Annotated in this window: 20 protein-coding genes; 11 read left to right on the top strand and 9 right to left on the bottom strand. The window is 68.6% G+C overall.

Annotation, left to right across the window (positions count from 1 at the left end; all coding sequences use genetic code 11):
- Positions 1 to 54 precede the first annotated feature (54 nt).
- A complete protein-coding gene (locus tag ACPL7H_RS05305) occupies positions 55 to 1671 on the bottom strand; it encodes an ABC transporter substrate-binding protein (protein WP_424786111.1) in 1617 nt (538 codons plus the stop codon).
- 274 nt (positions 1672 to 1945) lie between these two features.
- Between ACPL7H_RS05305 and ACPL7H_RS05300 the strand changes: the two genes are divergently transcribed.
- Complete coding sequence (locus ACPL7H_RS05300) at positions 1946 to 2716, top strand: YaaA family protein (RefSeq protein ID WP_424796031.1); 771 nt, start codon at positions 1946 to 1948, stop codon at positions 2714 to 2716.
- Positions 2717 to 2719: 3 nt separating this feature from the next.
- Here the strand turns inward: ACPL7H_RS05300 and ACPL7H_RS05295 are convergent, their stop codons facing one another.
- Positions 2720 to 3454 (bottom strand): zinc ribbon domain-containing protein, encoded by a 735-nt coding sequence (locus ACPL7H_RS05295; protein WP_424796030.1) that lies wholly within the window; start codon positions 3452 to 3454, stop codon positions 2720 to 2722.
- Between the two features lie 2 nt (positions 3455 to 3456).
- Entirely contained in the window at positions 3457 to 4623 is a 1167-nt protein-coding gene (locus tag ACPL7H_RS05290) for a Nif3-like dinuclear metal center hexameric protein (RefSeq protein ID WP_424796029.1), read from the bottom strand.
- Between the two features lie 241 nt (positions 4624 to 4864).
- On the opposite strand from ACPL7H_RS05290, the gene ACPL7H_RS05285 reads away from it, so the two are divergent.
- From ACPL7H_RS05285 to ACPL7H_RS05275, 3 genes are all read left to right on the top strand, one after another.
- The gene (locus ACPL7H_RS05285; RefSeq protein ID WP_424796028.1) at positions 4865 to 5863 is read left to right on the top strand and encodes a carbohydrate ABC transporter permease; all 999 of its coding nucleotides are present in this window, start codon (positions 4865 to 4867) and stop codon (positions 5861 to 5863) included.
- A gap of 119 nt (positions 5864 to 5982) precedes the next feature.
- Positions 5983 to 6789 (top strand): carbohydrate ABC transporter permease, encoded by an 807-nt coding sequence (locus ACPL7H_RS05280; RefSeq protein WP_424796333.1) that lies wholly within the window; start codon positions 5983 to 5985, stop codon positions 6787 to 6789.
- Between the two features lie 47 nt (positions 6790 to 6836).
- Positions 6837 to 8156, top strand: coding sequence for an ABC transporter substrate-binding protein (locus ACPL7H_RS05275; RefSeq protein ID WP_424796027.1), 1320 nt, complete (start codon positions 6837 to 6839; stop codon positions 8154 to 8156).
- A 174-nt stretch (positions 8157 to 8330) separates the two neighbouring features.
- On the opposite strand, the gene ACPL7H_RS05270 is transcribed toward ACPL7H_RS05275, so the two are convergent.
- Genes ACPL7H_RS05270 through ACPL7H_RS05255 form a run of 4 tightly spaced genes read right to left on the bottom strand, consistent with a single transcriptional unit; the run spans position 8331 to position 12382 of the window.
- Positions 8331 to 9272 (bottom strand): sugar kinase, encoded by a 942-nt coding sequence (locus tag ACPL7H_RS05270; RefSeq protein ID WP_424796026.1) that lies wholly within the window; start codon positions 9270 to 9272, stop codon positions 8331 to 8333.
- The gene (locus ACPL7H_RS05265) at positions 9269 to 9901 is read right to left on the bottom strand and encodes a bifunctional 4-hydroxy-2-oxoglutarate aldolase/2-dehydro-3-deoxy-phosphogluconate aldolase (protein WP_424796025.1); all 633 of its coding nucleotides are present in this window, start codon (positions 9899 to 9901) and stop codon (positions 9269 to 9271) included. The genes ACPL7H_RS05270 and ACPL7H_RS05265 overlap by 4 nt, the downstream gene beginning before the upstream one ends.
- Positions 9902 to 9942: 41 nt before the next feature.
- On the bottom strand, positions 9943 to 11517 hold the full coding sequence (locus tag ACPL7H_RS05260) for an N-acyl-D-amino-acid deacylase family protein (protein WP_424796024.1): 1575 nt from the start codon (positions 11515 to 11517) through the stop codon (positions 9943 to 9945).
- A gap of 52 nt (positions 11518 to 11569) precedes the next feature.
- Complete coding sequence (locus tag ACPL7H_RS05255; protein ID WP_424796023.1) at positions 11570 to 12382, bottom strand: serine hydrolase; 813 nt, start codon at positions 12380 to 12382, stop codon at positions 11570 to 11572.
- A gap of 451 nt (positions 12383 to 12833) precedes the next feature.
- Here ACPL7H_RS05255 and ACPL7H_RS05250 point away from each other — a divergent pair, with 451 nt between their 5' ends.
- Both ACPL7H_RS05250 and ACPL7H_RS05245 read left to right on the top strand, forming a co-directional pair.
- Complete coding sequence (locus ACPL7H_RS05250) at positions 12834 to 14363, top strand: MFS transporter (protein WP_424796022.1); 1530 nt, start codon at positions 12834 to 12836, stop codon at positions 14361 to 14363.
- A gap of 34 nt (positions 14364 to 14397) precedes the next feature.
- The gene (locus ACPL7H_RS05245) at positions 14398 to 14982 is read left to right on the top strand and encodes a TetR/AcrR family transcriptional regulator (protein ID WP_424796021.1); all 585 of its coding nucleotides are present in this window, start codon (positions 14398 to 14400) and stop codon (positions 14980 to 14982) included.
- A gap of 27 nt (positions 14983 to 15009) precedes the next feature.
- Here the strand turns inward: ACPL7H_RS05245 and ACPL7H_RS05240 are convergent, their stop codons facing one another.
- Positions 15010 to 15504: a beta-class carbonic anhydrase gene (locus ACPL7H_RS05240; protein WP_424796020.1), complete on the bottom strand. Its 495-nt coding sequence runs from the start codon at positions 15502 to 15504 to the stop codon at positions 15010 to 15012.
- A gap of 262 nt (positions 15505 to 15766) precedes the next feature.
- On the opposite strand from ACPL7H_RS05240, the gene helR reads away from it, so the two are divergent.
- Positions 15767 to 17926, top strand: a complete 2160-nt coding sequence (gene helR, locus ACPL7H_RS05235) for an RNA polymerase recycling motor ATPase HelR (protein WP_424796019.1) — start codon at positions 15767 to 15769, stop codon at positions 17924 to 17926.
- Between the two features lie 15 nt (positions 17927 to 17941).
- Here the strand turns inward: helR and ACPL7H_RS05230 are convergent, their stop codons facing one another.
- Positions 17942 to 18859 carry a phenylalanine 4-monooxygenase gene (locus ACPL7H_RS05230; RefSeq protein WP_424796018.1) on the bottom strand — a complete coding sequence of 306 codons (918 nt, stop codon included), beginning with the start codon at positions 18857 to 18859 and terminating at the stop codon, positions 17942 to 17944.
- A gap of 27 nt (positions 18860 to 18886) precedes the next feature.
- Here ACPL7H_RS05230 and ACPL7H_RS05225 point away from each other — a divergent pair, with 27 nt between their 5' ends.
- From ACPL7H_RS05225 to ACPL7H_RS05210, 4 genes are all read left to right on the top strand, one after another.
- Positions 18887 to 19354 (top strand): Lrp/AsnC family transcriptional regulator, encoded by a 468-nt coding sequence (locus ACPL7H_RS05225; RefSeq protein WP_424786127.1) that lies wholly within the window; start codon positions 18887 to 18889, stop codon positions 19352 to 19354.
- Between the two features lie 151 nt (positions 19355 to 19505).
- Positions 19506 to 22091, top strand: coding sequence for an ATP-binding protein (locus tag ACPL7H_RS05220; RefSeq protein ID WP_424796017.1), 2586 nt, complete (start codon positions 19506 to 19508; stop codon positions 22089 to 22091).
- Between the two features lie 125 nt (positions 22092 to 22216).
- Positions 22217 to 22777 carry an OsmC family protein gene (locus ACPL7H_RS05215; protein ID WP_424796016.1) on the top strand — a complete coding sequence of 187 codons (561 nt, stop codon included), beginning with the start codon at positions 22217 to 22219 and terminating at the stop codon, positions 22775 to 22777.
- 9 nt (positions 22778 to 22786) lie between these two features.
- Entirely contained in the window at positions 22787 to 23569 is a 783-nt protein-coding gene (locus ACPL7H_RS05210; RefSeq protein ID WP_424796015.1) for a methyltransferase domain-containing protein, read from the top strand.
- Positions 23570 to 23587: the final 18 nt, after the last annotated feature.

Below are 23587 nucleotides of genomic sequence, written 5' to 3'. Positions count from 1 at the left end.
TGCCGGTGCGCTGGGGAGTCCCGCACGCACCGGCATCGATCCGGCCCGCGCCACCTACTCGGTGGCGCCGCTCACGCCGGCGTAGTAGAAGATGAACGAGGGGTCGAGGGTCTCCTCCACGCCGGTCACCCCGTCGCGGACGGCGGCGATCTGGTCGCGCTGCCACAACTGCACTATCGGCACATCCTCCGCCGCGATCTCCGAGGCCCGCTCGAACGCCGCCAGGCGGGCGTCCTCGTCGGTGTCGGTCACGATCGTGTCGATCAACTCATCCATCTCGTCGTTGGAGTAGCCGTTGTTGAAGATGTTCGCCGTGCCGTAGAAGGGCTGGATGTAGTTGGAGGCATCCGGGAAGTCCGGGAACCACCCCAGGTCGAACGCGTCCATGGACTGGTCGGAGAACGTCTCGGCGTACTGGGCCCAGGACAACTGCTCCAGGCTCACCTCGAACAGGCCGGAGTCGTTGAGTTGACGCTGGATCTCGCCGTACATGTCACCGATCTCCTCCCCGTAGCGATCCGGCATCCACCAGGCGTCGAAGGCCACCGGGATGTCCACGCCCGCGTCCTCGAGCAGCGCGCGGGCCGCATCCACATCGGGTTCACCGTAGGCGTCGTCGAAGGCGGGCACGTGCCCGGCCACCCCGTCGGGAATCGGGCCGTACAGCGGGGTCACGGTGTCCCGGTAGACCGAGGAGGCGATGGTCTCCCGATCGATCACCTGCGCGAGCGCCTGCCGCACCGCGGGCTCGTCGAAGGGTGGGCGCGAGACCTGCAGCACCAAGTAGTTGATCTCGGTGCCCTCACCGACGACCACCTGCACACCGCGCTCGGCGCCGTTCTCGCGCAGGTCCTCGATGTCGGTCACGGCCAGGGACCGGTAGGCGACCATCACGTCACCCTCCTCGATCGCCTGCTTCAGCGCCGACTCGGTTTGGTAGAACTGCAGGATCACCCCGGAGTTGCTCAGCTCCGAGTCACCGGAGTAGTTCTCGTTCAGCCCGAGCTGGATCTGCTGGGTGGCGTCGAAGGTGTCCACCGTGTACGGGCCGGAGCCGAACACCTCGGCGTTGGGCTGCAAGTCATCGCCGGGGAAACTCATCGGCACGATCGCCGCCGCACCGGTGGTCAGGATGTACGGGAAAGTGGCGTCGGCGTTGGACAGCGTGAAGGTCACCGTGGACTCATCCGGCGCCTCCACCGACTCGATGCCGTCCAGCAGTTGCCACCCGTTGGAGGAGTGCTGGATCGCGAGCTGGCGCTCGACCGAGTGCACCACGTTCTCTGCGGTCAACTCGCTGCCGTCGGCGAACATCAGGCCCGACTTCATCGTGCAGGTGTAGGTGACCTCGTCGTCCCAGTCGCAGGCCTCGGCCGCATCCGGGGTGGGCTCGGTCTCCCCCAACGGGACCGACAGCAGTCGTTGGTAGGTGTTGTAGATGATGTTCCAGGACGGCTTGTCGTAGGAACCCGCTGGGTCGATGTTCGTCACCGTGTCCGTGGTGCCGATCACCACGGGCATCGTGCTCGCTGCGTCATCCTGCTCGGCACCATTGGTGTCGGTGCCGGTTCCGTTGGTGTCCTCATCGCCATTGCCGTTGCCGCAGGCGGCCAGCGTGAGAGCACCGACCGCGGCGATAGCCGCGGCGGCCTTCAAACTACGTACACGCATCTGCATCTACCTCGATGTCATCATCGCTTGGATCTCGCGTGGGGCCCGATGCCGGTCGGGCATCCTTGCCAGCGAGCTTCTGGGCAGGTTAGCGCACCGAGCGAGCCCTATAGCCCCTCCCCCGGGGTTGTGTCCAAACCGATATCCAACGAGGCAACCTGAGAACAGGTGGGCGGCCCAGTGGTCCGGCGCGGATAGGCTGCCCGATGTCTCCCGGACCGGTTGGCGAAAGGACCCGAATGCGGCGGCACCTGCGGACACGCCCGTGCTGATCATGCTTCCTCCCTCGGAGGGCAAGGCCGCGCCCGAGCGGGGACGCCGGTTCGATCCCGGCGCGCTGAGCCACCCGGAACTGGCCGGCCCGCGTGAGCAGGTGCTGCAGGCGCTGATACGCGCCTCGGCCGGCGCCGACGCCACCACTCGTCTGCGGTTCGGTGCCTCCCTGGCCGAGCAGGTCGAGGCGAACACCCGGTTGCGCGACGCCCGGGCAGCGCCGGCGGCGCAGGTCTACAGCGGCGTGCTCTACGACGCCGCCGGCCTGGTGAACCTGTCCGGGACGGCCCGACGGCGTAGCAACAGTTCGGTGCGGATCGTCTCGGCGCTGTGGGGGGTGCTCCGTCCGGACGACGCGATCCCCGCCTACCGGCTGTCCATGTCCACACCGCTGCAGCCCCTGGCGCCGCTGGGCACCTTCTGGTCCCGGCACCTGGGCGGGGCTCTCGACCCGGGAGGTTCCGACGTCGTCCTCGACTGCCGTTCGCAGGACTACGCGCGGGCCTGGTCACCAGCCCCGGACCGGGAGTGGCTGGCGGTCCGGGTGGTGGCCATCCGGTCAGGTAGGCCCGTCGTGGTCTCCCATCACGCCAAGCACACCCGGGGCGTGCTCACCGGTCACCTGTTCCGCCGGCCCGAGCCGTTACCGCGCACCGCGGCGGGCGTGGCCGCGGCCGCGGCCGAACTCATCGGCCCGGTACTGGCCGACGTCGGCCTGCATCCCCCCGTCCGGTCGGGGCCGGCCACGCTGGAACTGGTGCTGTCGGACTGACGCTCAGTCGTCCAGGCGCACCAGGATGTAGTCGTAGTCCTCGCTGCGCAGCACCTGCTCGGGCGGGGCCGCCTCGATCGCTGCCTTCTCGGTAAGGGACAGCGGTACCTGGACGCCCTGGGTCACACTGCCCCGCAGCGCCACCGCCCCCAACCCTCCGGTCTTGGCGCGGACCCGCTCGTACAGCGCCAGCAGCGCCTCATCGATCCCGGCGGCGAGTTCGTCCCGAGCGGCCTTGTGCTGCTCGCTCTCGGCGTCCAGTTCGGCGAACGCGGCATCACGCTCGGCCTCGACCCTGGTGATATCGGCCCGGATCGCTTCGAGCTGGGTGGTGGTGGCCTGCAGTTCGTGCTCAGCGGCCTCCAGGCGTTCCATCACCTCCAGTTCGACCTCCTCCAGGCTGTTCTGGCGCTTGCCCAGCGACTCCAGCTCGGCCGAGAGCGCCTGCAGGTCCTTGGGCGAACCGGTCCCGGACTCCAGCCGTTGGCGGTCCCGGTCGGCCCGGTTGCGCACCTGTTCCACATCGGTCTCGGCCTTGACGAGTTCGCGGCGGGTGTCGGAGACCAGCATCTGGGTCTGCGCCCGGCTGCGGTCCAGGTCCTCGGCCCGTGCGGTCAGCTCCGCCAGGGTCGCCAGCGTGGGGTGGGAGTTGCGCTGGTGGGCGAGTTTGGCCAGGGCGGTGTCGAGTGCCTGCAGGTCCAGCAACGCACGCTGGTCGGATACGGGCGCAGTGCTCACAGTCACACACGTCCTTCCTGGTTGGTGGATTCCAGCCTATCGGTCCACGGGTCGGTGGGATGCGTGCTGACCCGCACCTCGATCCGTGCCCCGGCGGCCTCGGCATCGGCTCGCAGATGCTCGGCCGCCACGGGCAGCCAGGGCCACTCACTGGCCCAGTGCGCCACGTCGATCAGCGCCGGAGCGCCGGTGCGGGCCAGAGCCTCGCCCGCGGGATGGTGCCGCAGGTCCGCGGTCACGTAGGCATCGGCGCCGGCAGCGGCGACCACCTCCAGCAGCGAGTCTCCGGCGCCGCCGCAGACGGCGACAGTGCGCACTGTCGCATCCAGGTCGCCGCCCACGCGCACCCCATGGGCCGTGGCGGGCAGGACATCGGCGACGCGTTCAGCCAGGTCACGCACAGTGATCGGATCGGCCAGCTCTCCGATCCGGCCCATTCCGGCCGGAGACGGTGGCGCTGCGGTGGGCACCAGGGAGAAGGCGGGTTCCTCATACGGGTGCGCCCGGCGCAACGCCTCGACGACGGCGCTCCGCCGGCTGGGCGGCAGCACCATCTCCAGGCGCACCTCCTGCACGCGCTCGTGCTGCCCGACGGTACCGATTGCCGGGTCGGCCGCCCCGACCGGAGTGAACTCCCCGGTACCGGTCACCGACCATGCGCACCCGGTGTACTCCCCCACCTGCCCGGCACCGGCGGCACCGAGGGCCTGGCGCACCGACTCTGCCTGGGGTGTGGGCACATAGGTGATGAGCAGGTCCAGGTCGTCACCGGGCAGTGGTTGCAGCGGCCGGGCGCCGGTGAGGCCGAGCAGGTCGGCGAGGGCCTCGTTGACCCCGCCCGCAGCGGCATCGGCGTTGGTGTGTGCCACATACAGGGCGATGCCGGAGCGGATCAGCCGGTGCACCAGTGCACCCTTCGGGGTGGTCGTGGCCACCGAGTGGACGCCGCGCAGCAGCAGCGGGTGATGAGTGATGATCAGGTCCGCCCCGCACTCGATCGCCTCGTCCACCACGGCATCGGCCGGGTCCACCGCGAGCAGCGCCCGGCCGATGGGGGTCCGGGGATCGCCCACAACCAGACCCACGGCGTCCCACCCCTGCGCAGTCGATGGCGGATAACGTCGTTCGAGGGACTGGATCAGGTCCTGCAGGGTGAGGGTGGTGTGCATGTCACCAGGCTGTCGGCGACCTGCCGGGGAAGCAAGCCCCACCCGAGCAGCGCTGATCGACCTTCGGCTGCGCACACGCACAACGGCTCGCCGACAGCGCACCGAGGGTCTGCCACACGGGTGTGCACAGCAAGCGCTCGGTGCCCGGTTGCCAGAGTTCAGGGTAGATTCATCGCGGGTTACCCCGACGCTGGCGCGTCGAGAGGTGGCTATTGCGCCGAAGCATGCAGAAGGAGGGTCGATGACGGCACTGCCTAGTCCGGCAGGGTCGCGTTCGCGGGGACCGGTCGATGCGCCGGCGGCAGGCGGCGCGGGACCCGTGGACGAGGAGGAACGCGCGCGGCGACGCAAACTAGCGCACCGTCGTCGGCTCTCGCGGAACTGGTCGCTCTTCCTGCTGTTCGCCGGCCCGAACATCCTGCTGATCCTGGCGTTCATCTACTTCCCGCTGATCAGCAACATGTACTACTCCACCCTGGACTGGCGGCTGGGATCCCCCAGCGCCACACCCGTGGGGCTGGACAACTATGCGCGCTTCTTCACCTCGCCCTCCGGGTTGGAGGTGTGGCGGGTCACCGGCATCTTCACCGGTGGCGCGGTGGTGGGCTCCATGGTGCTGGGACTACTCATCGCCCTCGTGTTGAACAAGAAGATCCCCGGGCGCACGGCGGCCCGTACTGCCGTGTTCGCCCCCTATGTGCTCTCCGGCGTGGGGGTGGCGCTGGTGTGGAACTTCATCTTCGACCCCACCAGGGGTGCACTCAGCTACCTCCTCGGGTTCCTCGGTATCGCCTCACCGCAGTGGTATCTGAACGAGAACTGGGCACTGGTGATGGTGATCATCGTCTACGTCTGGAAGAACCTCGGTTTCTGCGCCGTGGTCTTCCTCGCCGGACTGCAGGCAGTCCCCCAGGATCTGTTGGAGGCAGCCACCCTCGACCGGGCCGGGGCGGCGCGACGGTTCTTCGCCGTGGTGCTACCACTGCTGACTCCCACGGTCTTCTTCCTGCTGGTCACCAACATCATCTTCTCGATGACCAACGCCTTCGACATCCTGCGGATCATGACGCCCACCGGGCACGGCACCAATACGATCATCTTCGAGATCTATCTGCAGTCCTTCGGCGCCTACCAGCGGGCCGGGTACTCCGCCGCTATCGCGGTGGTGCTGTTCTTCACGCTGTTCCTCATCACCGCCGTCCAGTTGCGCTACGTGGAGAGGAAGGTGCATTACCAGTGACGCAGCGACCCCTCGCCACACCCGGAACCGATCCCGGGCGTCTCGACGGCCGGCAGCCGACGAAGAAGACGCGCCCGGACTGGACGAAAGCCTTCAGCCCGCGCCACCTTGCCGACACGATGCTGGCCGGCTACCTACCGATCCTGATCGCACTGTTGGTGATCGTGCTGCCGCTGGCCTGGATGATCTCCTCCAGCTTCAAACCGCCGCCGGAGATCCTCACCCTGGCCCCCACGTTGCTGCCCCAGGACCCCACCCTGAGCAACTACGGAGCCGTGGCGGACCGGGTGCCGCTGCTCACCGTGCTGCGCAACAGCGTGATCGTCACCATCATCGGCGCCACCATCAAGGTCTTACTGGCGGTGACCACGGCCTATGCGTTGGTGTTCATCAAGGTACCCGGGGCGAACCTCATCTTCCTGGGCATTCTGGTTGCGCTCATGGTGCCGCCGGAGGTGTCGATGCTGCCGAACTACCTGACCATCACCGCGCTCGGCGGCCGGGACACCCTGTGGGGCATCATCCTGCCCGGACTCGGGACCGCGTTCGGGACCTTCCTGCTCCGGCAGCACTTCAAAGCACTCCCGAAGGAGTTGTTCGAAGCCGCCGAACTCGATGGCGCCGGACACCTGCGCAAACTGTTCCAGATCGCCGCACCGGTGTCGCTACCGGCAATCGCGACCGTGGCGCTGGTGACCATCGTCAACGAGTGGAACAACTTCCTGTGGCCCCTGATCATCATCGACTCCCCGGCACGGATGACCCTGCCGGTGGGTCTGAACATGCTGCAGTCGATCGAGGGCCAGACCGGCAACTACGGCGTGCTGATGGCCGGTGCGGTCCTGGTGATCGTCCCTGTCCTACTCATCTTCGCCGCCCTCCAGCGCTACATCGTGGCCGGCCTCACCCAGGGGGCGGTCAAGTGAACCCATCGACTCCGACGACCAACGAAGAAACGAAAGAAGGAGCACCCATGAAACAGTCCACCAGCCGCACCGTACGCAGCCTTGCTGCGCTCGGTGCCGCGACCCTCGTCCTGGCCGCGTGCGGCCCGGACACCAGCGGTGGTGACGGTGACACCCAGGAAGACGTGGATGTCTCCGGCGTGGAGCCGGCCGACGAGATCACCTTCTGGACCAACCACCCCGGTGGTTCGGCCGACGTCGAGAACGAGTTGATCGCCCAGTTCACCGACGAGACCGACATCGAGGTCAACGTGGTGACCTCCGGGGCGAACTACGAGGAGACCTCGCAGCGGTTCCAGACCGCACAGGGCAGCGCTGAGGTGGACGTGGTGGTGTTGTCCGATGCCACCTGGTTCCCCAACTATCTGAACGGCTCCCTGGTCGCGGTCGACGGCCTGATGGAGGAGGCCGGGGTCGACACCAGCGGATACGTCGAAGCGCTGTACGAGGACTACCAGTACGAAGGCAGCCACTACGGCGTCCCCTACGCCCGCTCCACCCCGCTGTTCTACTACAACGTCGACCATTACGAAGAGGCCGGCATCGAGGCGCCCCCGGAGACGTGGGACGAAGTCGCCGAGGTCTCCGAGCAGTTGATGGACGCCGGGGTGGCGAACTCCGCCTTCAGTTTCCCGCCGCAGGATGAGTACCCGGCCTGGTGGATGGCCAACATCGTGTGGGGTTACGGCGGTGCCTGGTCCGATGAGTGGGACTTCTCCCCCGTCTCCTCCGATGCCACCATCGAGGCGCTGGAATTCGCACAGGAAGCAACCAACTCCTGGGCCTCGGTGTCCTCGGGCAACCCGGCCGATGACTTCTCCGCCGGCGCCACCAGCCAGATCGTGCAGTCCACCGGTTCGCTGGGCGGCATCCTGGACTCGGCATCCTTCGAGGTGGGCACCGCGTTCCTGCCCGGCGGTCCGGCCGCCGAGGGTGAGACCCCGACCGGTGGTGCCGGTCTGATGATCGCCTCCGACAGCACTCCGGAACGTCAACTGGCCGCGGCGATGTTCGCCGGCTTCATGGGCAACCCGGACTCGACGGCCGCGTTCTCCGCTGCCACCGGGTACGTGCCGGTCCACCAGGACGCGGACATGTCCGACGTCTACGCCGAGACCCCGCAGTTCCAGACCGCGGTGGAACAGCTCGAACGCGCCCGGGTGCAGGACTTCGCCCGGTTGTTCGTGCCCGGTGGTGACCTGGAGTTGTCCCAGACCCTGCAGCGGATCCTGACCTCCGACGTGGACGTGGCCGAGGAGATGCAGCGCGTGGAGGAAGAGTTGCAGTCCCTGTACGACTCCGACGTGGCCTCGGAGGTGGAGGGCTGAGTCAGCCCTTCACCCCGACCCCGGTGGGCCCGGATGGGTATCGCGGGCGTTGCGAGTGCGACGCCCGCGGCGCCCATCCGGGCCCTCGGTCGTCCGGGCCGATCCGCATAGTGGGCGAGGTCGGCCCCGGCGGCGCGACGACATCAACGGCCTCGATGCCCTGCCCGGGCCGGGTCAGCGCTGGACGTCGCCGGGGGCGGTGTCCAGGGAGTCCAGGTCGGTGCGGGTGAGCATCGCCTCCCAGTCCCCCCGGCTGGAGACCACCGCGGCCCCGCAGGCGTTCCCGCGTTCCAGTCGCTGCGGCAGCGGCAAGTCCTCGAGCAGGGCGGAGAGGTACCCGGCCACGAACGCGTCGCCGGCGCCGATGGGGTCGACGACGTCGACGGGCAGGGCCGGGCGAAGGACGTCATCCCCGGCGGTGCGCACCCGGGCGCCGTCCCCACCGAGTTTGATCACCACCTCCCCCACGCCCAGACCGAACAGGGCCTCGAGGTCCATCCGGGCACCGGACGTGATCAGCGCAAGTTCCCCGGGGTCACCGAAGACGACGTCGGCGCACGTGGCCAGTTCGGCCAGCACCGGCCGGGCCTGCTCCGGTGACCAGAGCCGGGACCGGAAGTTCACATCCAGGCTGACCTTCATACCGGCCGTCCGCGCGGCCCCGGCCAGCGCCAGGGTCGCCTCGGCAGGCCCTGGGCCCAGCGCCGGGGTGATCCCGCTCAGGTGCACGACTCCCGGCCGTAGGTCCAACGCGGCCCGGGCGTCGGCCGGCCCGATCGCGGTGAAAGCCGAGTGGGCCCGGTGGTAGTCCACCCGGGCTCGCCCCATCGGGCGTTGCTGGGACACCAGGATGCCGCTGGGAGCGCCCTGTTCACGGCGTACCGCGGTGGTGTCGACCCGCTCGGCGGCCAGGGTGCGCACGATCAGGTCACCGATCGCATCACTGCCCAGCACGCTCGACCATGCCGACCGGTGCCCGAGCCTGGCCAGCCCGATCGCGACGTTCGACTCGGCACCGGCGATCGAGATCCTCGGCTCCGGACCGACGCCGAGGGTCCCCTCGGCGCGGATGGTGCCCATGGTCTCCCCGAGGGTGAGCACATCGATGCCGCTCATCGGGGGCGTCGTTCCACGCCGTCGTCCCAGGCACGCACCATGGCGGCGGCCCGGTCGCGGATCTCCGCCCACGCCTGGTCGGCGACGAGGTCGTCGTTGACCAGGTGTCCACCCACACCCACGCCCACACATCCCATCGCGGCGTAGGTGGTGGCCTCGGCCGCGCCCACGCCCCCGGTGGGCAGCAACGGGATGTCATCGAGGGGCTCGGCGATCGCCTTGATGTAGTCCACCCCGCCCAACGGTCCGGCCGGGAACACCTTGACCGCAGCCACCGCGGGGTGGCGGTGAGCCAGTTCGATCTCGGTGGGCGTGCTCGCGCCGCAGTAGACCGGCCGGCCCGCCGGTGCTGCGGCCCCGAGCACGCCGGAGTCGATCGTGGGGGTGACCAGGAACTGCGCCCCGGCGCTGATCGCTTGGACCGCCTGGTCAGCGCTGCGCACCGTCCCGGCACCGACCTGGGCCTCGGTGCGGTCCCGCCACTCGGTGATCGTGGCACGTGCGTCCGGCGTGGGCAGCGTCACCTCCAGGCGGGTGATCCCCCCGGCCGTCAGCGCCTCCAGCACCTCCAGGGGCGGGCTGCGCCGGCGGAGCCGGATAATGGCCACCACCCCGACGTCGGCGGTCATCGCGGGCCCTGCTCAGATGCTTGCGTCATCACGCCACCAGGTTAGTCGCTGCCCGCCCGCAGCATCGTCCCGGCTCGCACGCCGGTGACCTCGCCGCCGTCGAAGGCGACCCGCCCGGCCACCAGCACCGCGTGCATCCCGGTGGCCAGCCGCCAGGGGTCTGAGAAGGTGGCGTTGTCGGTGAACGTGCGGGGATCGAAGACGGCGACGTCGGCCACCGACCCGGCGCGCAGGATGCCACGGTCGGACCAGCCGAGCCGGGAGGCCGGCAGGGAGGTCATCTTCCGCACCGCCTCGGGCAGGGTGAGCAGCCCCCGCTCGCGCACGTAATGGGAGATCACCCTGGGGAAGGTGCCGAAACTGCGCGGGTGCGGGCGTCCTCGACCCTGGTCCCGTAACACCCACCCGTCGCTGGCCACGGCCACCCGTGGGTGGGCCAGCACCCGGTCCACATCCTCATCGGACATGGAGTGCAGCACCACGCTGGCCCCGCCGTCGTGGGCGGCCAGGATCCGCAGCGTGGCCTCGGCGTCGTCCACGCCCTCGGACCGGGCGATCTGGGCCAGGCTCTGCCCGGCTGCGTCCTGGTAACGGCCCGGGCCGAGGTGGGCGATCATCACCCCGGAGGCCACGGTGGCCTGCCCCTGCCGCATCTCGGCGAGGATGCGCTCACGCGCCTCGGTGTCGGCCAGCCGGCGCAGCAGCGCAGCGGTACCGCCGTCCAGGGCCCAGGTGGGCAACCGGGTGGTCAAGGTGGTGGAGGAGGCGGTGTAGGGGTAGACGTCGGCGGCGACGTCCAGGCCGGCCTCGGCGGCCTCATCGATCAGCCCGAGTGCCTCAGCGGTACGCCCGTGGTGGCGCTCTCCAGCGGCCTTGAGGTGGGAGATCTGCAACCGCGCGCCACCAGCGGTGGCGAGCCGGATCGCCTCCTCGACGGCCTCGGTGAGTCGGGCACCCTCGTTGCGGATGTGGGTGGAGTACAACAGCCCATGCCGGCCCGCCGCGCTGACCAGGTACTGCAGTTCGCGTTCGTCGGAGTAGGTGCCCGGGGCATAGATCAGGCCGGTGGAGAACCCGTATACCCCCTGGGCCGCTGCGGTGGCGAGCAACTCACCCATGGCAGCCAGGTCGTCGTCGGAGGCGAGGCGTTGCTCCCCGCCCATGACGGCTTCCCGCAGGGCGTTGTGGCCCACCTGGGTCACCATGTTGATCGCCGGTCCTGCCGCGTCCACCGCGTCGGCGAACCCGCCGGGATCGGTCCACTCCCAGCCCAGTTCGGGTTCCAGGAAGGCCGAGGACGTACGCATCGCCTCCAGATCGGCCACCGGGAACGGGGAGAAGCCGCAGTTGCCGCCCACCAGGGTGGTCACGCCCTGTGGCAGTTGGGTGCTGGCCTGTGGGTGGCCCTGGATCCGGAAGTCGGCGTGGGAGTGCAGGTCGATGAAGCCCGGGGTGACGATCAGGCCGGTGGCGTCGATGACCTGCGCTCCGCGCAGGTCGGCCCGGCTGATCTCGGCGACCCGTCCCCCGCGCACTCCCAGGTTGGCGCGGATCGGTTCGGTGCCGGTTCCGTCGAGGATGCTGCCCCCGTGGACGACGACGTCGTGGTCGGTCATGTAGTGAATCCTCCCGGTGCTGTGTCACCACAGCGGTATCGGTTGTGCCGGTTCAGTTGGCCGAGCCCCGCGCGGTTGCCACCACGGTTGCTGCCGCCCGGCCGACGATGTCATCGACGGGACCGGGACCGTCGTCGTCGATCACGTCCTGAAGGTCGCTGCCCAGGGCGGCGAAGGAGATCATCCGGTCGTCGAAGTCCAGCACCCCCACGTCGTGGCGGATGCCGATGATCTCCCCGGTCTTGTGCCGGCAGAGCACGTCCGGGCCCAGGCGGGCGGGCATGCGGGAGTTGAACTGCTGGCGCAACAGCATGTCCAGGGCCAGGGTGCGCAGGTGAGGTGGCAGCAGGTCGGCGCACAGCGCGTCCAGCAACAGGGCTTGGTCGGCGGCGGTGGTGGCGTTGCGGCCCGGCAGGTGGGTGTCCATCAGGGTGCGCTGGATCTGCGTGTCGTGCATGCCCCACCGGGCCAGGTGCTGGGCGATGCGGTCCAGGCCGAGCAGGCGGATCAGCATGTTGGTGGCCTCGTTGTCGCTCACCACGATCATCATCTCGGCCACTTCGGCCACGGTGAGTCGCTGCACCGAGGGCAGGTGCACCAGCACGCCGCTACCGCCCACGCGTTCCTCGGGTACCTCCAGCACCTGCTCGAGCGTGAGCTGGTCCTCGGCCACGTCCTGCAGCACCATCAGCAGCACGGCCACCTTGATGGTGCTCGCCGGGGTCGTCACCCGGTGGGCCTCGACCTGGGCGATCACCTGCCCGGCTTCCCGGACCGCGAAACTCCAGTGTCCCGGCGCCTCCCGGGCGATCGTGGTCAGGTGCTGCTGCAGTGCGTGCTGGTTCTTCTCCGGCCACGTCGTCATGTAGACCTCCTCCGGCCAGCCATCCTGTCGCATGAGTGGGCTCGAGGTTCCCGGGGCACGCGGGGCGGGGCCCACATGAGCCACGTCCTGCGACGGCGCGTGTGGGCACGCGCCCGTGCGACACAGCCGCGCCAACCTTGATCCATCGCAATCAAGGCCTGCGCCTTACTCACCATTCGGTGCAGTTCCACAGTTCCGGTTCGGCCGGCGGCCTCGCCAGCCCGGCACCGACCGCGACTTCCGCCCCACCCCGGCCGGGTACGTCCCGAACCCGCTGATGACGATGCCGCACCCATTACCTACTTCTCCTCGCCGGCCGAGCGACACCGTCCAGGCGCCCGGTTCAGATCAGCGGTCACCGTCGTCCGGAAACTCCCTTGCACCATCGTCCTAGTTGTGCGACCGTCCTACTTGTATATCTGTGCAACTAGAGACTCTGAGGGAGAGATCCATGCTCGATGCGCCACCCCACCTGGCCGGACGGCGCGAGTGGGCGGGCCTCGCCCTGCTCTCGGTACCAACGGTGCTGTTGGGACTCGATGTCACGGTGCTGTACCTGGTGGTGCCGAGCATGGTGGCGGCCCTCGATCCCTCCACCACCCAGACGCTGTGGATCATGGATGCCTACGGGTTCTTCATCGCCGGGTTCCTCATCACCATGGGCACGCTCGGGGACCGGATCGGCAGACGGCGTCTGCTGATGATCGGGATGACAGCGTTCGCACTCGCCTCGATCTTCGCGGCCCTGGCCCCGAACGCCGAGTTGTTGATCCTGGCCCGGGCCCTGCTGGGCATCGCCGGCGCGACCCTGATGCCCTCGACGCTGTCGCTGATCTCGAACATGTTCGCCGATGCGCGTCAGCGCGCGCTGGCCATCGGGGTATGGGCCACGATGTTCGCGGTCGGGATGGCTGCCGGTCCGGTGGCCGGCGGCGCCATGGTGGACGCGCTCTGGTGGGGCGCGGCGTTCCTGCTCGCGGTTCCGGCCGCCGTCCTCGTCCTGCTCGGCGCCCGCAGGGTGCTACCCGAGTATGCCGACCCGGCTGCGGGGCGGCTGGACCTGGCCAGTGTCGCGCTCTCGCTCGCGGCCATCCTTCCGGTGATCTACGCCGTCAAGCACACCGCCGTTCACGGCCCCGAGCTGAAGTCGGCGTTCCTCCTGGCGGTCGGTGTGATCAGCGGGACTGCGTTCGTTCGCCGCCAACGTGGTCTGCGCGCTCCCCTGCTCGACGTCAGCCTGTTCAGCAACCGATCCTTCTCCGCCGCCCTGGTGGTGCTCCTGGTCGGCCTGATCGGCGTCGGAGGAACCATGTACCTGGTGACCCAGTACCTGCAGTTGGTGCAGGGCCTCACACCTTTCGTGGCTGGCCTCTGGATGGGACCTCCCGCGCTGGCCATGTTCGCCGCTGCCATCGGCGCACCATTCGTCGCCAGGCGCCTCCGACCCGGGTCGGTGATGGCGCTCACGCTGGGCCTGTCCGTGATCGGATACGTGCTGCTCACTATCGTCGGCAGCGGCGACGGAGCGTGGGTGGTGGTCGCATTCGCGTTCGTCTACTTGGGCCTGGGCGCCATCAGCGCGCTCGGCACGGACGTGGTCGTCGGTTCTGCCCCGGCCTCGAAGTCCGGCTCGGCAGCGGCGATGTCGGAAACCGTCATGGAACTCGGGATCGCCGTCGGCGTCGCCCTGCTGGGCAGCCTCACCACAGCACTCTACGCCGCGAGAATGACCGCGCCGCCCGGGACCGCACCGCAGGTCACCGACGGCCTCACCGGCAGCCTCCCGGAGGCACTGGCCCTTGCCGACGAACTCTCGGCCGATGTCCTTGTCCGCGCGCAGGAGACGTTCACGAGCGCGATGAACGTCGCGGCCGCCACGGCGGGATCAGCGATCATCCTCGCGACCCTCCTCTGCCTGGTGGCGCTCCGGCACCTCCCCCCGCTCGGCCAGGAGCAACGTGTCGAGGCCGATCAGCGGTGAGATGCCACTACCCTGTAGACCAGAGGTGAGGTGCATGGGAGCGGACGAGGAACGCCACATCGATGGACGGCTTGCCCGGGGCAGCAAGCGCCGCGCCCAGATCATCGAGGCGACCCTAGCCGTCGTCACTCGTGACGGCGCGTCGGGGGTCACCCACCGCACCGTCGCCGCGCAGGCGGACATCACCACCAGCCTCATCACCTACTACTTCGTCACCCTGGATGACCTGCTCGTTGCGGCCCTGGCCAGCGTCGCCGACACCTATACCGAGCACATCCGCGCCATCATCGATGGCCCGGGCGACAACCTCCACGGCCTGGCCCAGTTGATCGCCGACTCCGCCGGTCCGGGTCGTGACCGGGCATTGGCCGAGCGGGAACTGGCCACCATGGCGGCCCGCCGGCCCGCACTTGCCGAAGTGTCACGCCGGTGGCGCGAGAACGTCGCCGAACTCGGCGCCACCCTCACCGAGGATCCCGAGGCGATCGCCGCCCTCGTGGCCACCTCGGACGGCCTGTGCACGGCCGTCCTCATCGACAACGTCCCAGCCGATCCCGAGTACATCCACCGGCTGTTGCGCCGGGCACTGAACCCGGCGCGGGCGACGGCGGCGGGGTGAACCCCATCGCCCCGACAGCCGGTCGATCTAGGCGTTGACTTCGGTCAGCGTGCCGTCGGTGACCGAGTAGACGAACCCGCGGACCCGGTCCTTGTGTGGCACGAACGGGTTGGCGGCGATGCGGGCCAGGGACTGACGCACGTCGTCGGCAGGGTCCCGGAAGGATTCCGGTGCCCATGGCGGCCGGATGCCGGTGTCGGCCTCGATCTGAGCTTTGAACTCATCGTCGGTGAACGTGAGCATCCCGCAGTCGGTGTGATGGATGAGGATGACCTCCCGCGTGCCGAGCAGGCGCTGGCTGATCGCGAGGGAACGGACCTCGTCCTCGGTGATGACCCCGCCGGCATTGCGGATCACGTGGGCGTCCCCTTCCTCCAGGCCGAGCAGGCCGTAGGGATTCAGCCGGGCGTCCATGCAGGCAACGACGGCGACCTGACGCCCTGGCGGCATCGGCAGGTCACCCTTGTCGAACGTTGCGGCATAGGCCTCCGCGTTGCGGAGCAGGTCGTCGGTGACAGTCATGCCTCGGTCCTTTCGCGTCCGTGGGTCGACATCGGTGGTCAGCGCCTCCTCAGCCATTTTTCACCCGCGGTGACGTCGCGGGTCGTCACCCGCCCAGGAGTCTCGCGTACCGGGACGCGGCGAGCACCTCAACACCGAGGAGTCCCCCTGCCGTACACCTACCGTATCGCGCGAGGGGGGCCTTGCCGCAAGACCCCCTCCGTGCCGCAGAATGCGGGGTCCCGAGCCGAGCCCATGCCCCTGTGACCTGTGGAGTTGACGCGTGCCCACCACCCGGACCGACATCTTCGACCTTTCCGAATCCAGGACCGCCAAGGCCGATCCCGCCCTCATCGGCACCGACCAGACGCGGTTGCGGATCATCGCGGAACGCCTGAGCGAGCAGGTCACCGCCACCTCCGACCAACTCGCGACCGAGCGTAGGTCCCCCGGCGGTGGTGGCCAAGCGGCGTTGGAGCGCGATCAGCGGGTGCACCGGCTAACCACCCGACTCAGGCTCCTGCACCGGTACGGGATGGACCTGTGCCTGGGCCGGATGGTGCGCGCTGGCGATACCGGTCCGGTCTACATCGGCCGCATCGGCCTGACCGACCAGAGTGGCGAGGTCCTGATGGTCGACTGGCGCGCACCGGCGGCAGAACCGTTCTTCGCCGCCACCCACGCCAACCCGATGGGGCTGACGAGCCGGCGGCGCTACCGCTGGAGTGCGGGGAGGATCACCGACTACTGGGATGAGGTCTTCGCTCCCGGTGCGCTGCAGGGGCACGCGGCCCTGGATGATCAGTCGGCCTTCATCGCCAGCCTGGGGACGAGCCGCACCGGAGCGATGCCCGATGTGCTCAGCACGATCCAGGGCGACCAGGACGCGATCATCCGGGCCGGATCGCGCGGCCCGCTCGTGGTCGACGGAGGACCCGGCACCGGGAAGACGGTGGTGGCTCTGCACCGGGCGGCCTACCTGCTCTATTCCGACCCCCGGCTGGGCGTTGGTAGTGGCGGAGTGCTGGTGGTCGGCCCGCACCAGCCCTACCTGTCCTACGTCGCCGATGTGCTGCCCAGCCTCGGGGAGGAGGGTGTGCTCACCTGCACGCTGACCGACCTCGCCGGTGCGCGCGAACACACCCCGGCAGAGAGCGACCCGGTGGTGGCCGGCCTGAAGGCCTCGGGGCAGATGGCCGGGGCGATCGAGAAGGCGGTGGCCTTCTACGAGCAGCCCCCCACCGAGTCGCTGGAGGTGTCGACCTCGTGGGCCGACGTCCAGGTGACCGATGTCGACTGGGCGGAGGCCTTTGCTGCGCCGGATCCGGGCACCCCGCACAATGAGGCCCGCGAACACGTGTGGGACGCGCTGGTGCAGTTCCTGATCGATCAGCACGATAGTGAGGTGCCCACGGACCTGGTACGCCGGGAGGTGTCCCGGGATACCGAACTGACCGCCACGCTGAATCACGCGTGGCCGCTGCTCGGTGCCTCGGACCTGATCGGCGATCTCTGGTCGGTTCCGGCTTACCTACGCTTGTGTGCCCCGTGGCTCGCTCCAGAGCAGATTCGCGCGCTCCAGCGCCAGGACCCGCACGCCTGGACCCAGTCCGATCTGCCGTTGCTGGATGCGGCGCGGCACCGGCTCGGTGAGGCAGGTGATGCTCGACGCCGGCGGCGACAGTCAGCGGCCGCCCAGGCGGAACGTGACCAGATGGATGCCGTCGTGACCGAACTCATCGCCGCCGATCACGACGGCGAGAGTGTGATGACGATGCTGCACGGGGAGGACCTGCGCGACGCGTTGGTCCAGGACGCGGCCGATGGCGTCGCCGGTGCAGACCGGCTCGCCGGACCGTTCGCACACATCGTGGTCGATGAGGCGCAGGAGTTGACCGAGGCCCAGTGGCAGATGCTGCTTCGCCGGTGCCCCTCACGTAGTTTCACCATCGCGGGCGACCGTGCCCAAGCCAGGGACGGGTTCACCGAGTCGTGGTCCCAGCGCCTGCACCGCGCGGGCTTGGGTGAGGCCAGGATCGCGACGTTGAGACTCAACTACCGCACCCCGGTCGAGGTGATGTCCTATGCCGAGCCGGTGATCCGGGAGGTGCTTCCCGATGCCAATGTGCCCCGCTCGGTGCGCAGCAACGGTCTGCCGGTGCGGCACGGACATACCTCGGAACTACAGGCGATCCTGCAGGAGTGGGCCGCCGCTCACGCCGAGGGGGTCGGATGCGTCATCAGCACACGTCCCCCTTCCCCTCCCCTGCCCCGCAGGGTGCAGTCCGTGACTCCCGAGTTGGCCAAAGGCCTCGAGTTCGACCTGGTGGTGCTGATCAACCCCGAGGGGTTCGGCATCGGCGTGCAGGGCGGGGTGGACCGCTATGTCGCGATGACCCGCGCGACCCAGCAACTGGTCGTTCTCACCGACTCCGCAGCCTGACCCGGCGTAAGCACCTCAGGCCGCGGCGGCGGCCAGGCGAGCGGGGGTGTCGTCGTCGAACTCGGCGAAGAACTGCCCGACCCGCTCGGTGAGTTCGTTCATGCCGTCGCAGGCGAACAGGATTGGTTGGTACTTGCTGATGTCGTAGTCCAGCGTGGCCATCAGATGGAAGTCGAGCGGGCGCACATCCGCGCCGCGGAATTCCTCGATCTCCCCGTAGGAGGACAACAGGCCGGCTCCGTAGCAGCGCAGTTCGCCGTCTTCGTACATGACCCCGAACTCGATGGTGAACCAGAACACGTCGGCAACGTACTGCAGCCCATTCTCGGTCTCACACCGCCGGGCCGCCTCTCCGGCCAGGCGCTTGACCTCGGCAACCTGCGGGGAGGCGAGCAGGTTCCCGTGGCCGACGACCTCGTGGATGATGTCCGGTTCGGGTGTGTACAACGGTTGGGAGGAGTGCCGGAGGTACTGGGTGGAGTGAAACACCCGATCCGCCAGGGACCCGTAGAAGACGTCCAGGGGCACCAGCCCGGCGGCCGGATGCAGCCGGAAGCCGGTGAGCCGCTCCAGGCCGGCTGAGACCTCGTCCAACTGCGGCACCCGGTCGGTGGGTAGCCCCAGCGCTTCCTTTCCCTCCAGGAAGGCCCGCACTGCGAGGCGTTCATGCTTGGGTGCCAGCTCCGCGCAGACCCGGGCCCAGATCTGGTTCTCCTCATCGGTGTAGTCCACCTGTGGGATCGGCATCCCGGGCTGCCAGGTCATCACCGGGGCAGCGATCTCATTACGACGACGGCGGTACTCCGGATCGTTCACGCCGGGGTGGTTATCGGCCAGGTGCACCTGGACACCGTTCTCATCGGTGGTCACGGGGGCGTAGAGCTGTGCTTCTTCGAACATGTCGCCGTTGTACCCCGATGTGATGTGAAGCACCACCAGATCTTGCGTAAAGTATCGAAAGTGGGAACACGTGTACCCATCGATGAGGTGGATCGACAGATCCTTACATCGCTGCGCCTGGACGGTCGCCGCACCTTCACCGACCTGGGCCGGGAGTTGGGGCTGTCCACGCCTACGGTCAAACGTCGGGTGGACCGGCTCGAGGCGCGCGGGGTGATCCGCGGATATGCGGCGGTGGTGGATTCCACGATCAGCGGTCAGGGTATCGAGGCGATCGTGGAGGTCTACTGCGCCGAGCGCACCGCTCCCCGGGACGTGCTGGCCGCTGTGCAGCACCTGCCAGAGGTGCTCAGCGCCGTGACCGTCTCCGGTGATCCCGACGCGGTGCTGCGCGTCCAGGTCGACGGCGTCCGGCACCTGGAGCGGGTGGTGGAGAACCTGCGCCGCCACGAGATGGTGATCCGCACCCGCACGATGGTGATCCTGTCGGTGTTGGTCGACCGGCCCACGGGTCTGAACGGGTCCTGACCCGGCCGAGCCCACCGGCTCCCGAAGGGGGCAGCCACGAATTTGCTGATGAGACCCCTGGTCCGGGAGGTTCCCGCTAGCATCGGAACCGGGAAGGCGGACCAGGATTCGGTCGGACCCTGCAGGCGAAGGCGAGGTGCAGGTGGTGGCCATGGGTGCCATGCTTGAACGCGACGCCGCCCTACGCGCACTGCGCAGGACCGTCGACGTCGCCGCCGACGGTCGTGGATCGGTGGCCATCGTGGCCGGTGAACTCGGCATGGGCAAGACGATGCTCGTGTCGAGTTTCGCGCCCACGACCGATGCCGAGGTCTACTGGGGCACTTGTGATGATCTGTCCACATCCCGACCATTCGGGCCGTTCTGGGATATCGCCGCGCAGGCGCCGTGGGGTTTACAGTCCATGCTCGACGCCGGCGACCCTCCGTATCGACTGCACACCCGGGTTCTGGAGGAGCTGGCCGCCGCCGAGCGACCGACGGTGATCGTGATCGAGGACATCCACTGGGCGGACGACGCCACCATCGATGCCATCACCGTCCTCGGGCGCCGCATCGCCGACCTGCCCGCTGTGCTCGTGCTGACATTGCGATCCGGAGAGGCAGCCCCCGACCACCCGGTGCAGTCGGCGTTGGGCGTGCTGCACCGTGTCGCCGCGGTGCGTGTGGAACTGCCCCCGTTGTCACGTGCCGCCGTGGCCAGGCTCAGCGGCGAGGAGAACGCCGACTGGGTCTATGACGTGACCGGCGGAAACCCCTTCTTCGTCACAGAGTTGGTCGCTGACCTTCCCGGTGATCTGCCGCAGTCGGTCACGAGTGCGATCCTGGGGCGCTGTGCCCGGCTCGATCCGTCTTCACGCCATCTGGTTGAACTGGTCTCGGTTGCGCCGACACGTCTTCCTATCGCCGCCCTCGACGCCGCCCTGCCGGAGTGGACGGCAGCAGCGGAGGCGCCCGAACGTCTTCGGCTGTTGACCCTCGAGCCGACGCACGTGCGTTTCCGGCACGAACTCATCCGTCGCGCGGTCCACTCGAGCCTGACCGCCACCCGCCGACGTCACCTGCACGCGCAGGTCCTGGAAGCGCTGCTGGCCACCGGAGGCGCCGCAGCCGACATCGTTCACCATGCAGAGGCAGCCGGGAGCACCCACGCGGCTGCCTCGCATGCCCTGGCCGCGGCGCGCGAGGCGACCGCACTGGAATCACATCGCGAGGCGTTCGAGTACTACCGCCGCGCCGCTGAGTTCGCCCACGAGTTCCCCATCGGTGACCGGGCCGGCCTGTACGAGGCGTACGCCGAGGAGGCATGTCACGTCGGAGACCTGAGCGAAGCATTCAACGCCTCGGACCGTGCGATCGCGTTGCACCGCGAACACGGCGACGTGCGTGGGGTCGGGCGGTGCAAGACCGCCCGGGCCCGCTTCAACTGGTTGGCGGGTGACAGCCGTGCGGCCTGGGAACAAGCCCAGGGCGCAATCGCGGTGCTCGAGCCGCTCGGCGCCACCACCGAACTGGCCTCCGCGCACAGTCAACTGTGCGACCTGGCCACGCGCTCCGGGAACTCCGAGCAGACGCAACGGAGCGGCCACCGCGCCGTGCGACTGGCCGAGGAACTGGGCAACGAGGACGCCAGATGGCGCGCGCTGGTCGCGATGGCGGCGATGGGTATGCAACTCAACCCAGCCGAGGCGGGCACCCTGCACGGTGTGATCGACGGTGCGCGCCGGGCCGGAGCGCACGACACGGTCATGAACGGCCTGGTTGCGCTCGCCTTCTTCAATCTGTGCTGGGTACAACCTGAGGCGGCGCTGCGGAGTATCACCCAGGGCCTAGCCCTGGTGGAGGAGCGTCAGCGCGACGTCTTCAAGGACCACTTCGAGACCCTGCTCGCCTGGCTGAAGGCACGATCGGGCTACTTCGATGAAGCCCGGGCACTGGCCGAGCGTGTGATCGGGCGACGGGCCAGCAGTACGATCGCAGGCCTGCAGGCCCAGACCGTACTCGCCGAGGTAGCCGTCCGTCGCGGCGACGATGACGCAGCCGCACGCCTGAGCGACCTGATCGCCCTCGTAAACGAAGCAGGCGAACCCAAGTTGTCGGGTCCGGTCCTCGAACTCGAGATCGAGTGGGCCCTCACCCACAGTCGCCATCCCCCGGTGGGCAGGACCGAACAGGTCCTGGCAACGATCGCCAAGGAAGGTGCAGAAGGAGGTTTCCTCGGCGCTCGCCTCGCCGCCTGGGCCACGATCGTGGGGGTGCCTATTGTGTTTCGCGGGGTCGCGCCCCGGCCACACGCCGCCATGATCCGGCGAGCGTGGCCCGAGGCCGCCCAGGCATTCGAGGCGCGCGGCTGGCGCTATGACCAGGCCTTGCTGCTCTCCATGTGCGATGACGAAGCCGAGTTGGCTACCGCGGTGCGCATCACGCAGAGGTTGGGTGCGAAACCGCTGGAGGCGCACCTGCGCCGCAAGATGCGTGCCCACGGCATGACCGTGCGGCGTGGCCCGATTCGTTCCACGCGCGCCAATCCAGCAGGACTGACCGAGCGGCAGGCCGAGGTGCTGGCGCTGCTGGCACAGAATTTGACCAACGCCGAGATCGGTGCCCGACTGGCGGTGTCACAACGGACCATCGAGCACCACGTGGCTGCCATCCTGACCGGACTCGCCGTCGACAACCGACGCGCGGCCGTACGCCGCGCGATCGACCTAGGGGTGTTGAGCCCTTCGCCTGAGTAGTCCGCGCACAGCAGGTCCCGAGATATGGGTGGGGCCGCCCGGAGAAATAGGGGCGAGGCACCGATGCGCGGTCACGGTGGACTTCGTAGCGTCGGGTGCCCACACACTCGCGGAGGGAGCCACACGTGACTACCACGACCGACAATGGCATCGACGTCGAGCGCCTCGTCGCCACGATCGATGCGATCAAGGAAGACCCCGGATTGGCCACGTTCACGTTCCGGGCACGGAGCAACTGGGAGGAGGGCACCCACAACATCGGAGAGATCTCCACGTTCACCCACGCAGGGGAGACCGACGAGAGCCGCTCGGCGTCGTTCGTGCTGCACGGTGACGAGCCACCGGTCCTGCTCGGCTCCAACAAGGGGGCCAACGCGGTCGAACTGCTTCTGCAGGCCCTCGCCTTCTGTTACGCCGTCGGATACGTCGCGAACGCGGCAGCCCAAGGTATCCACATCACCCGGATGGAGTACGAGGTGGAAGGCGAACTGGACGTGCGGCCCTTCCTCGGTCTCGAGGGCGCCCGGCCCGGATTCACCGCGATCCGTGCGCATGGCCGGGTGTCGAGCCCCAATGCCAGCGAGGAGCAACTGCAAGGGCTGTGCCAGTACGTACAGGACACCTCGCCGGTGCGCGACTGCCTCGCCAACGCCGTCCCGGTCGAGACCACCCTCGACGTCATCTGAGGAGCGGACATGAGCACTATTCGCCAAGCGCGCATCGACGTCGATGAGTTGACCACCCGGGTACAGGCGATGTACCGGTCGGTGGCCCAGGATCCCGACTCCGAGTTCCATTTCGAACTAGGTCGGCAACTCGCGGACCGGCTGGGGTATCCGGCCGAGACTCTCGATCAAGTTCCCACAGGGGCGGTCGAGTCGTTCGCCGGCGTTGGGTACTTCTTCTCCCTCGCCGATCTCGGTGAAGGAGAATCGGTCATCGACCTGGGATCGGGGTCGGGGATGGACTCCTTCTTCGCTGCCGTGCAGGTCGGCCCAGGCGGACAGGTCGTCGGCGTCGACATGACACCCGAGCAACTGGACAAGGCCGAGCGACTGCGAGCGGCTGCGGGATTCGGCCAGGTCACCTTCCACTCCGGAAGGATCGAGCAAGTGCCGTACGGAGACGGCAGTTTCGATGCGGTCATCTCCAACGGCGTGATCAACCTTGCGCCGGACAAGCCACGGGTCTTCGCCGAGGCCGCCCGCGTACTCCGACCCGGGGGCCGCTTGGCCGTGGCGGACATCGTCACCGAAACCACGCTGACCGATGCCATAGTCGACGACGTCGAACTGTGGGCTTCGTGTATCGGTGGCGCCCCCCAGCAGGATGCCTACCTCGCCGCCATTGAGGACGCAGGCCTGCGGGTCGAGATGGTCACGACCAACCCGTACCGGTTCCTGTCCGACCAGGCACGTGGCGCGAGCGACCGGTTCGGCGTCAAGAGCGTCTGTGTCCTGGCCCGTCAACCCGAATAGCTCCAGCCCGGCATCCGG

The sequence above is a fragment of the Pseudactinotalea sp. Z1732 genome (assembly GCF_049724975.1).
Lineage (GTDB): Bacteria > Actinomycetota > Actinomycetes > Actinomycetales > Beutenbergiaceae > CALKWS01.
Note: the sequence above shows the minus strand (reverse complement) of the source record. Positions and strands in the feature narration are given on the sequence as shown.

Coding starts and splice junctions, on each gene's coding strand:
- ACPL7H_RS05305 (WP_424786111.1), bottom strand. CDS start 1,671: ATGCGTGTACGTAGTTTGAAGGCCGCCGCGGCTATCGCCGCGGTCGGT.
- ACPL7H_RS05300 (WP_424796031.1), top strand. CDS start 1,946: ATGCTTCCTCCCTCGGAGGGCAAGGCCGCGCCCGAGCGGGGACGCCGG.
- ACPL7H_RS05290 (WP_424796029.1), bottom strand. CDS start 4,623: ATGCACACCACCCTCACCCTGCAGGACCTGATCCAGTCCCTCGAACGA.
- ACPL7H_RS05285 (WP_424796028.1), top strand. CDS start 4,865: ATGACGGCACTGCCTAGTCCGGCAGGGTCGCGTTCGCGGGGACCGGTC.
- ACPL7H_RS05280 (WP_424796333.1), top strand. CDS start 5,983: ATGCTGGCCGGCTACCTACCGATCCTGATCGCACTGTTGGTGATCGTG.
- ACPL7H_RS05275 (WP_424796027.1), top strand. CDS start 6,837: ATGAAACAGTCCACCAGCCGCACCGTACGCAGCCTTGCTGCGCTCGGT.
- ACPL7H_RS05270 (WP_424796026.1), bottom strand. CDS start 9,272: ATGAGCGGCATCGATGTGCTCACCCTCGGGGAGACCATGGGCACCATC.
- ACPL7H_RS05265 (WP_424796025.1), bottom strand. CDS start 9,901: ATGACCGCCGACGTCGGGGTGGTGGCCATTATCCGGCTCCGCCGGCGC.
- ACPL7H_RS05260 (WP_424796024.1), bottom strand. CDS start 11,517: ATGACCGACCACGACGTCGTCGTCCACGGGGGCAGCATCCTCGACGGA.
- ACPL7H_RS05255 (WP_424796023.1), bottom strand. CDS start 12,382: ATGACGACGTGGCCGGAGAAGAACCAGCACGCACTGCAGCAGCACCTG.
- ACPL7H_RS05250 (WP_424796022.1), top strand. CDS start 12,834: ATGCTCGATGCGCCACCCCACCTGGCCGGACGGCGCGAGTGGGCGGGC.
- ACPL7H_RS05245 (WP_424796021.1), top strand. CDS start 14,398: ATGGGAGCGGACGAGGAACGCCACATCGATGGACGGCTTGCCCGGGGC.
- ACPL7H_RS05240 (WP_424796020.1), bottom strand. CDS start 15,504: ATGACTGTCACCGACGACCTGCTCCGCAACGCGGAGGCCTATGCCGCA.
- ACPL7H_RS05220 (WP_424796017.1), top strand. CDS start 19,506: ATGGGTGCCATGCTTGAACGCGACGCCGCCCTACGCGCACTGCGCAGG.
- ACPL7H_RS05210 (WP_424796015.1), top strand. CDS start 22,787: ATGAGCACTATTCGCCAAGCGCGCATCGACGTCGATGAGTTGACCACC.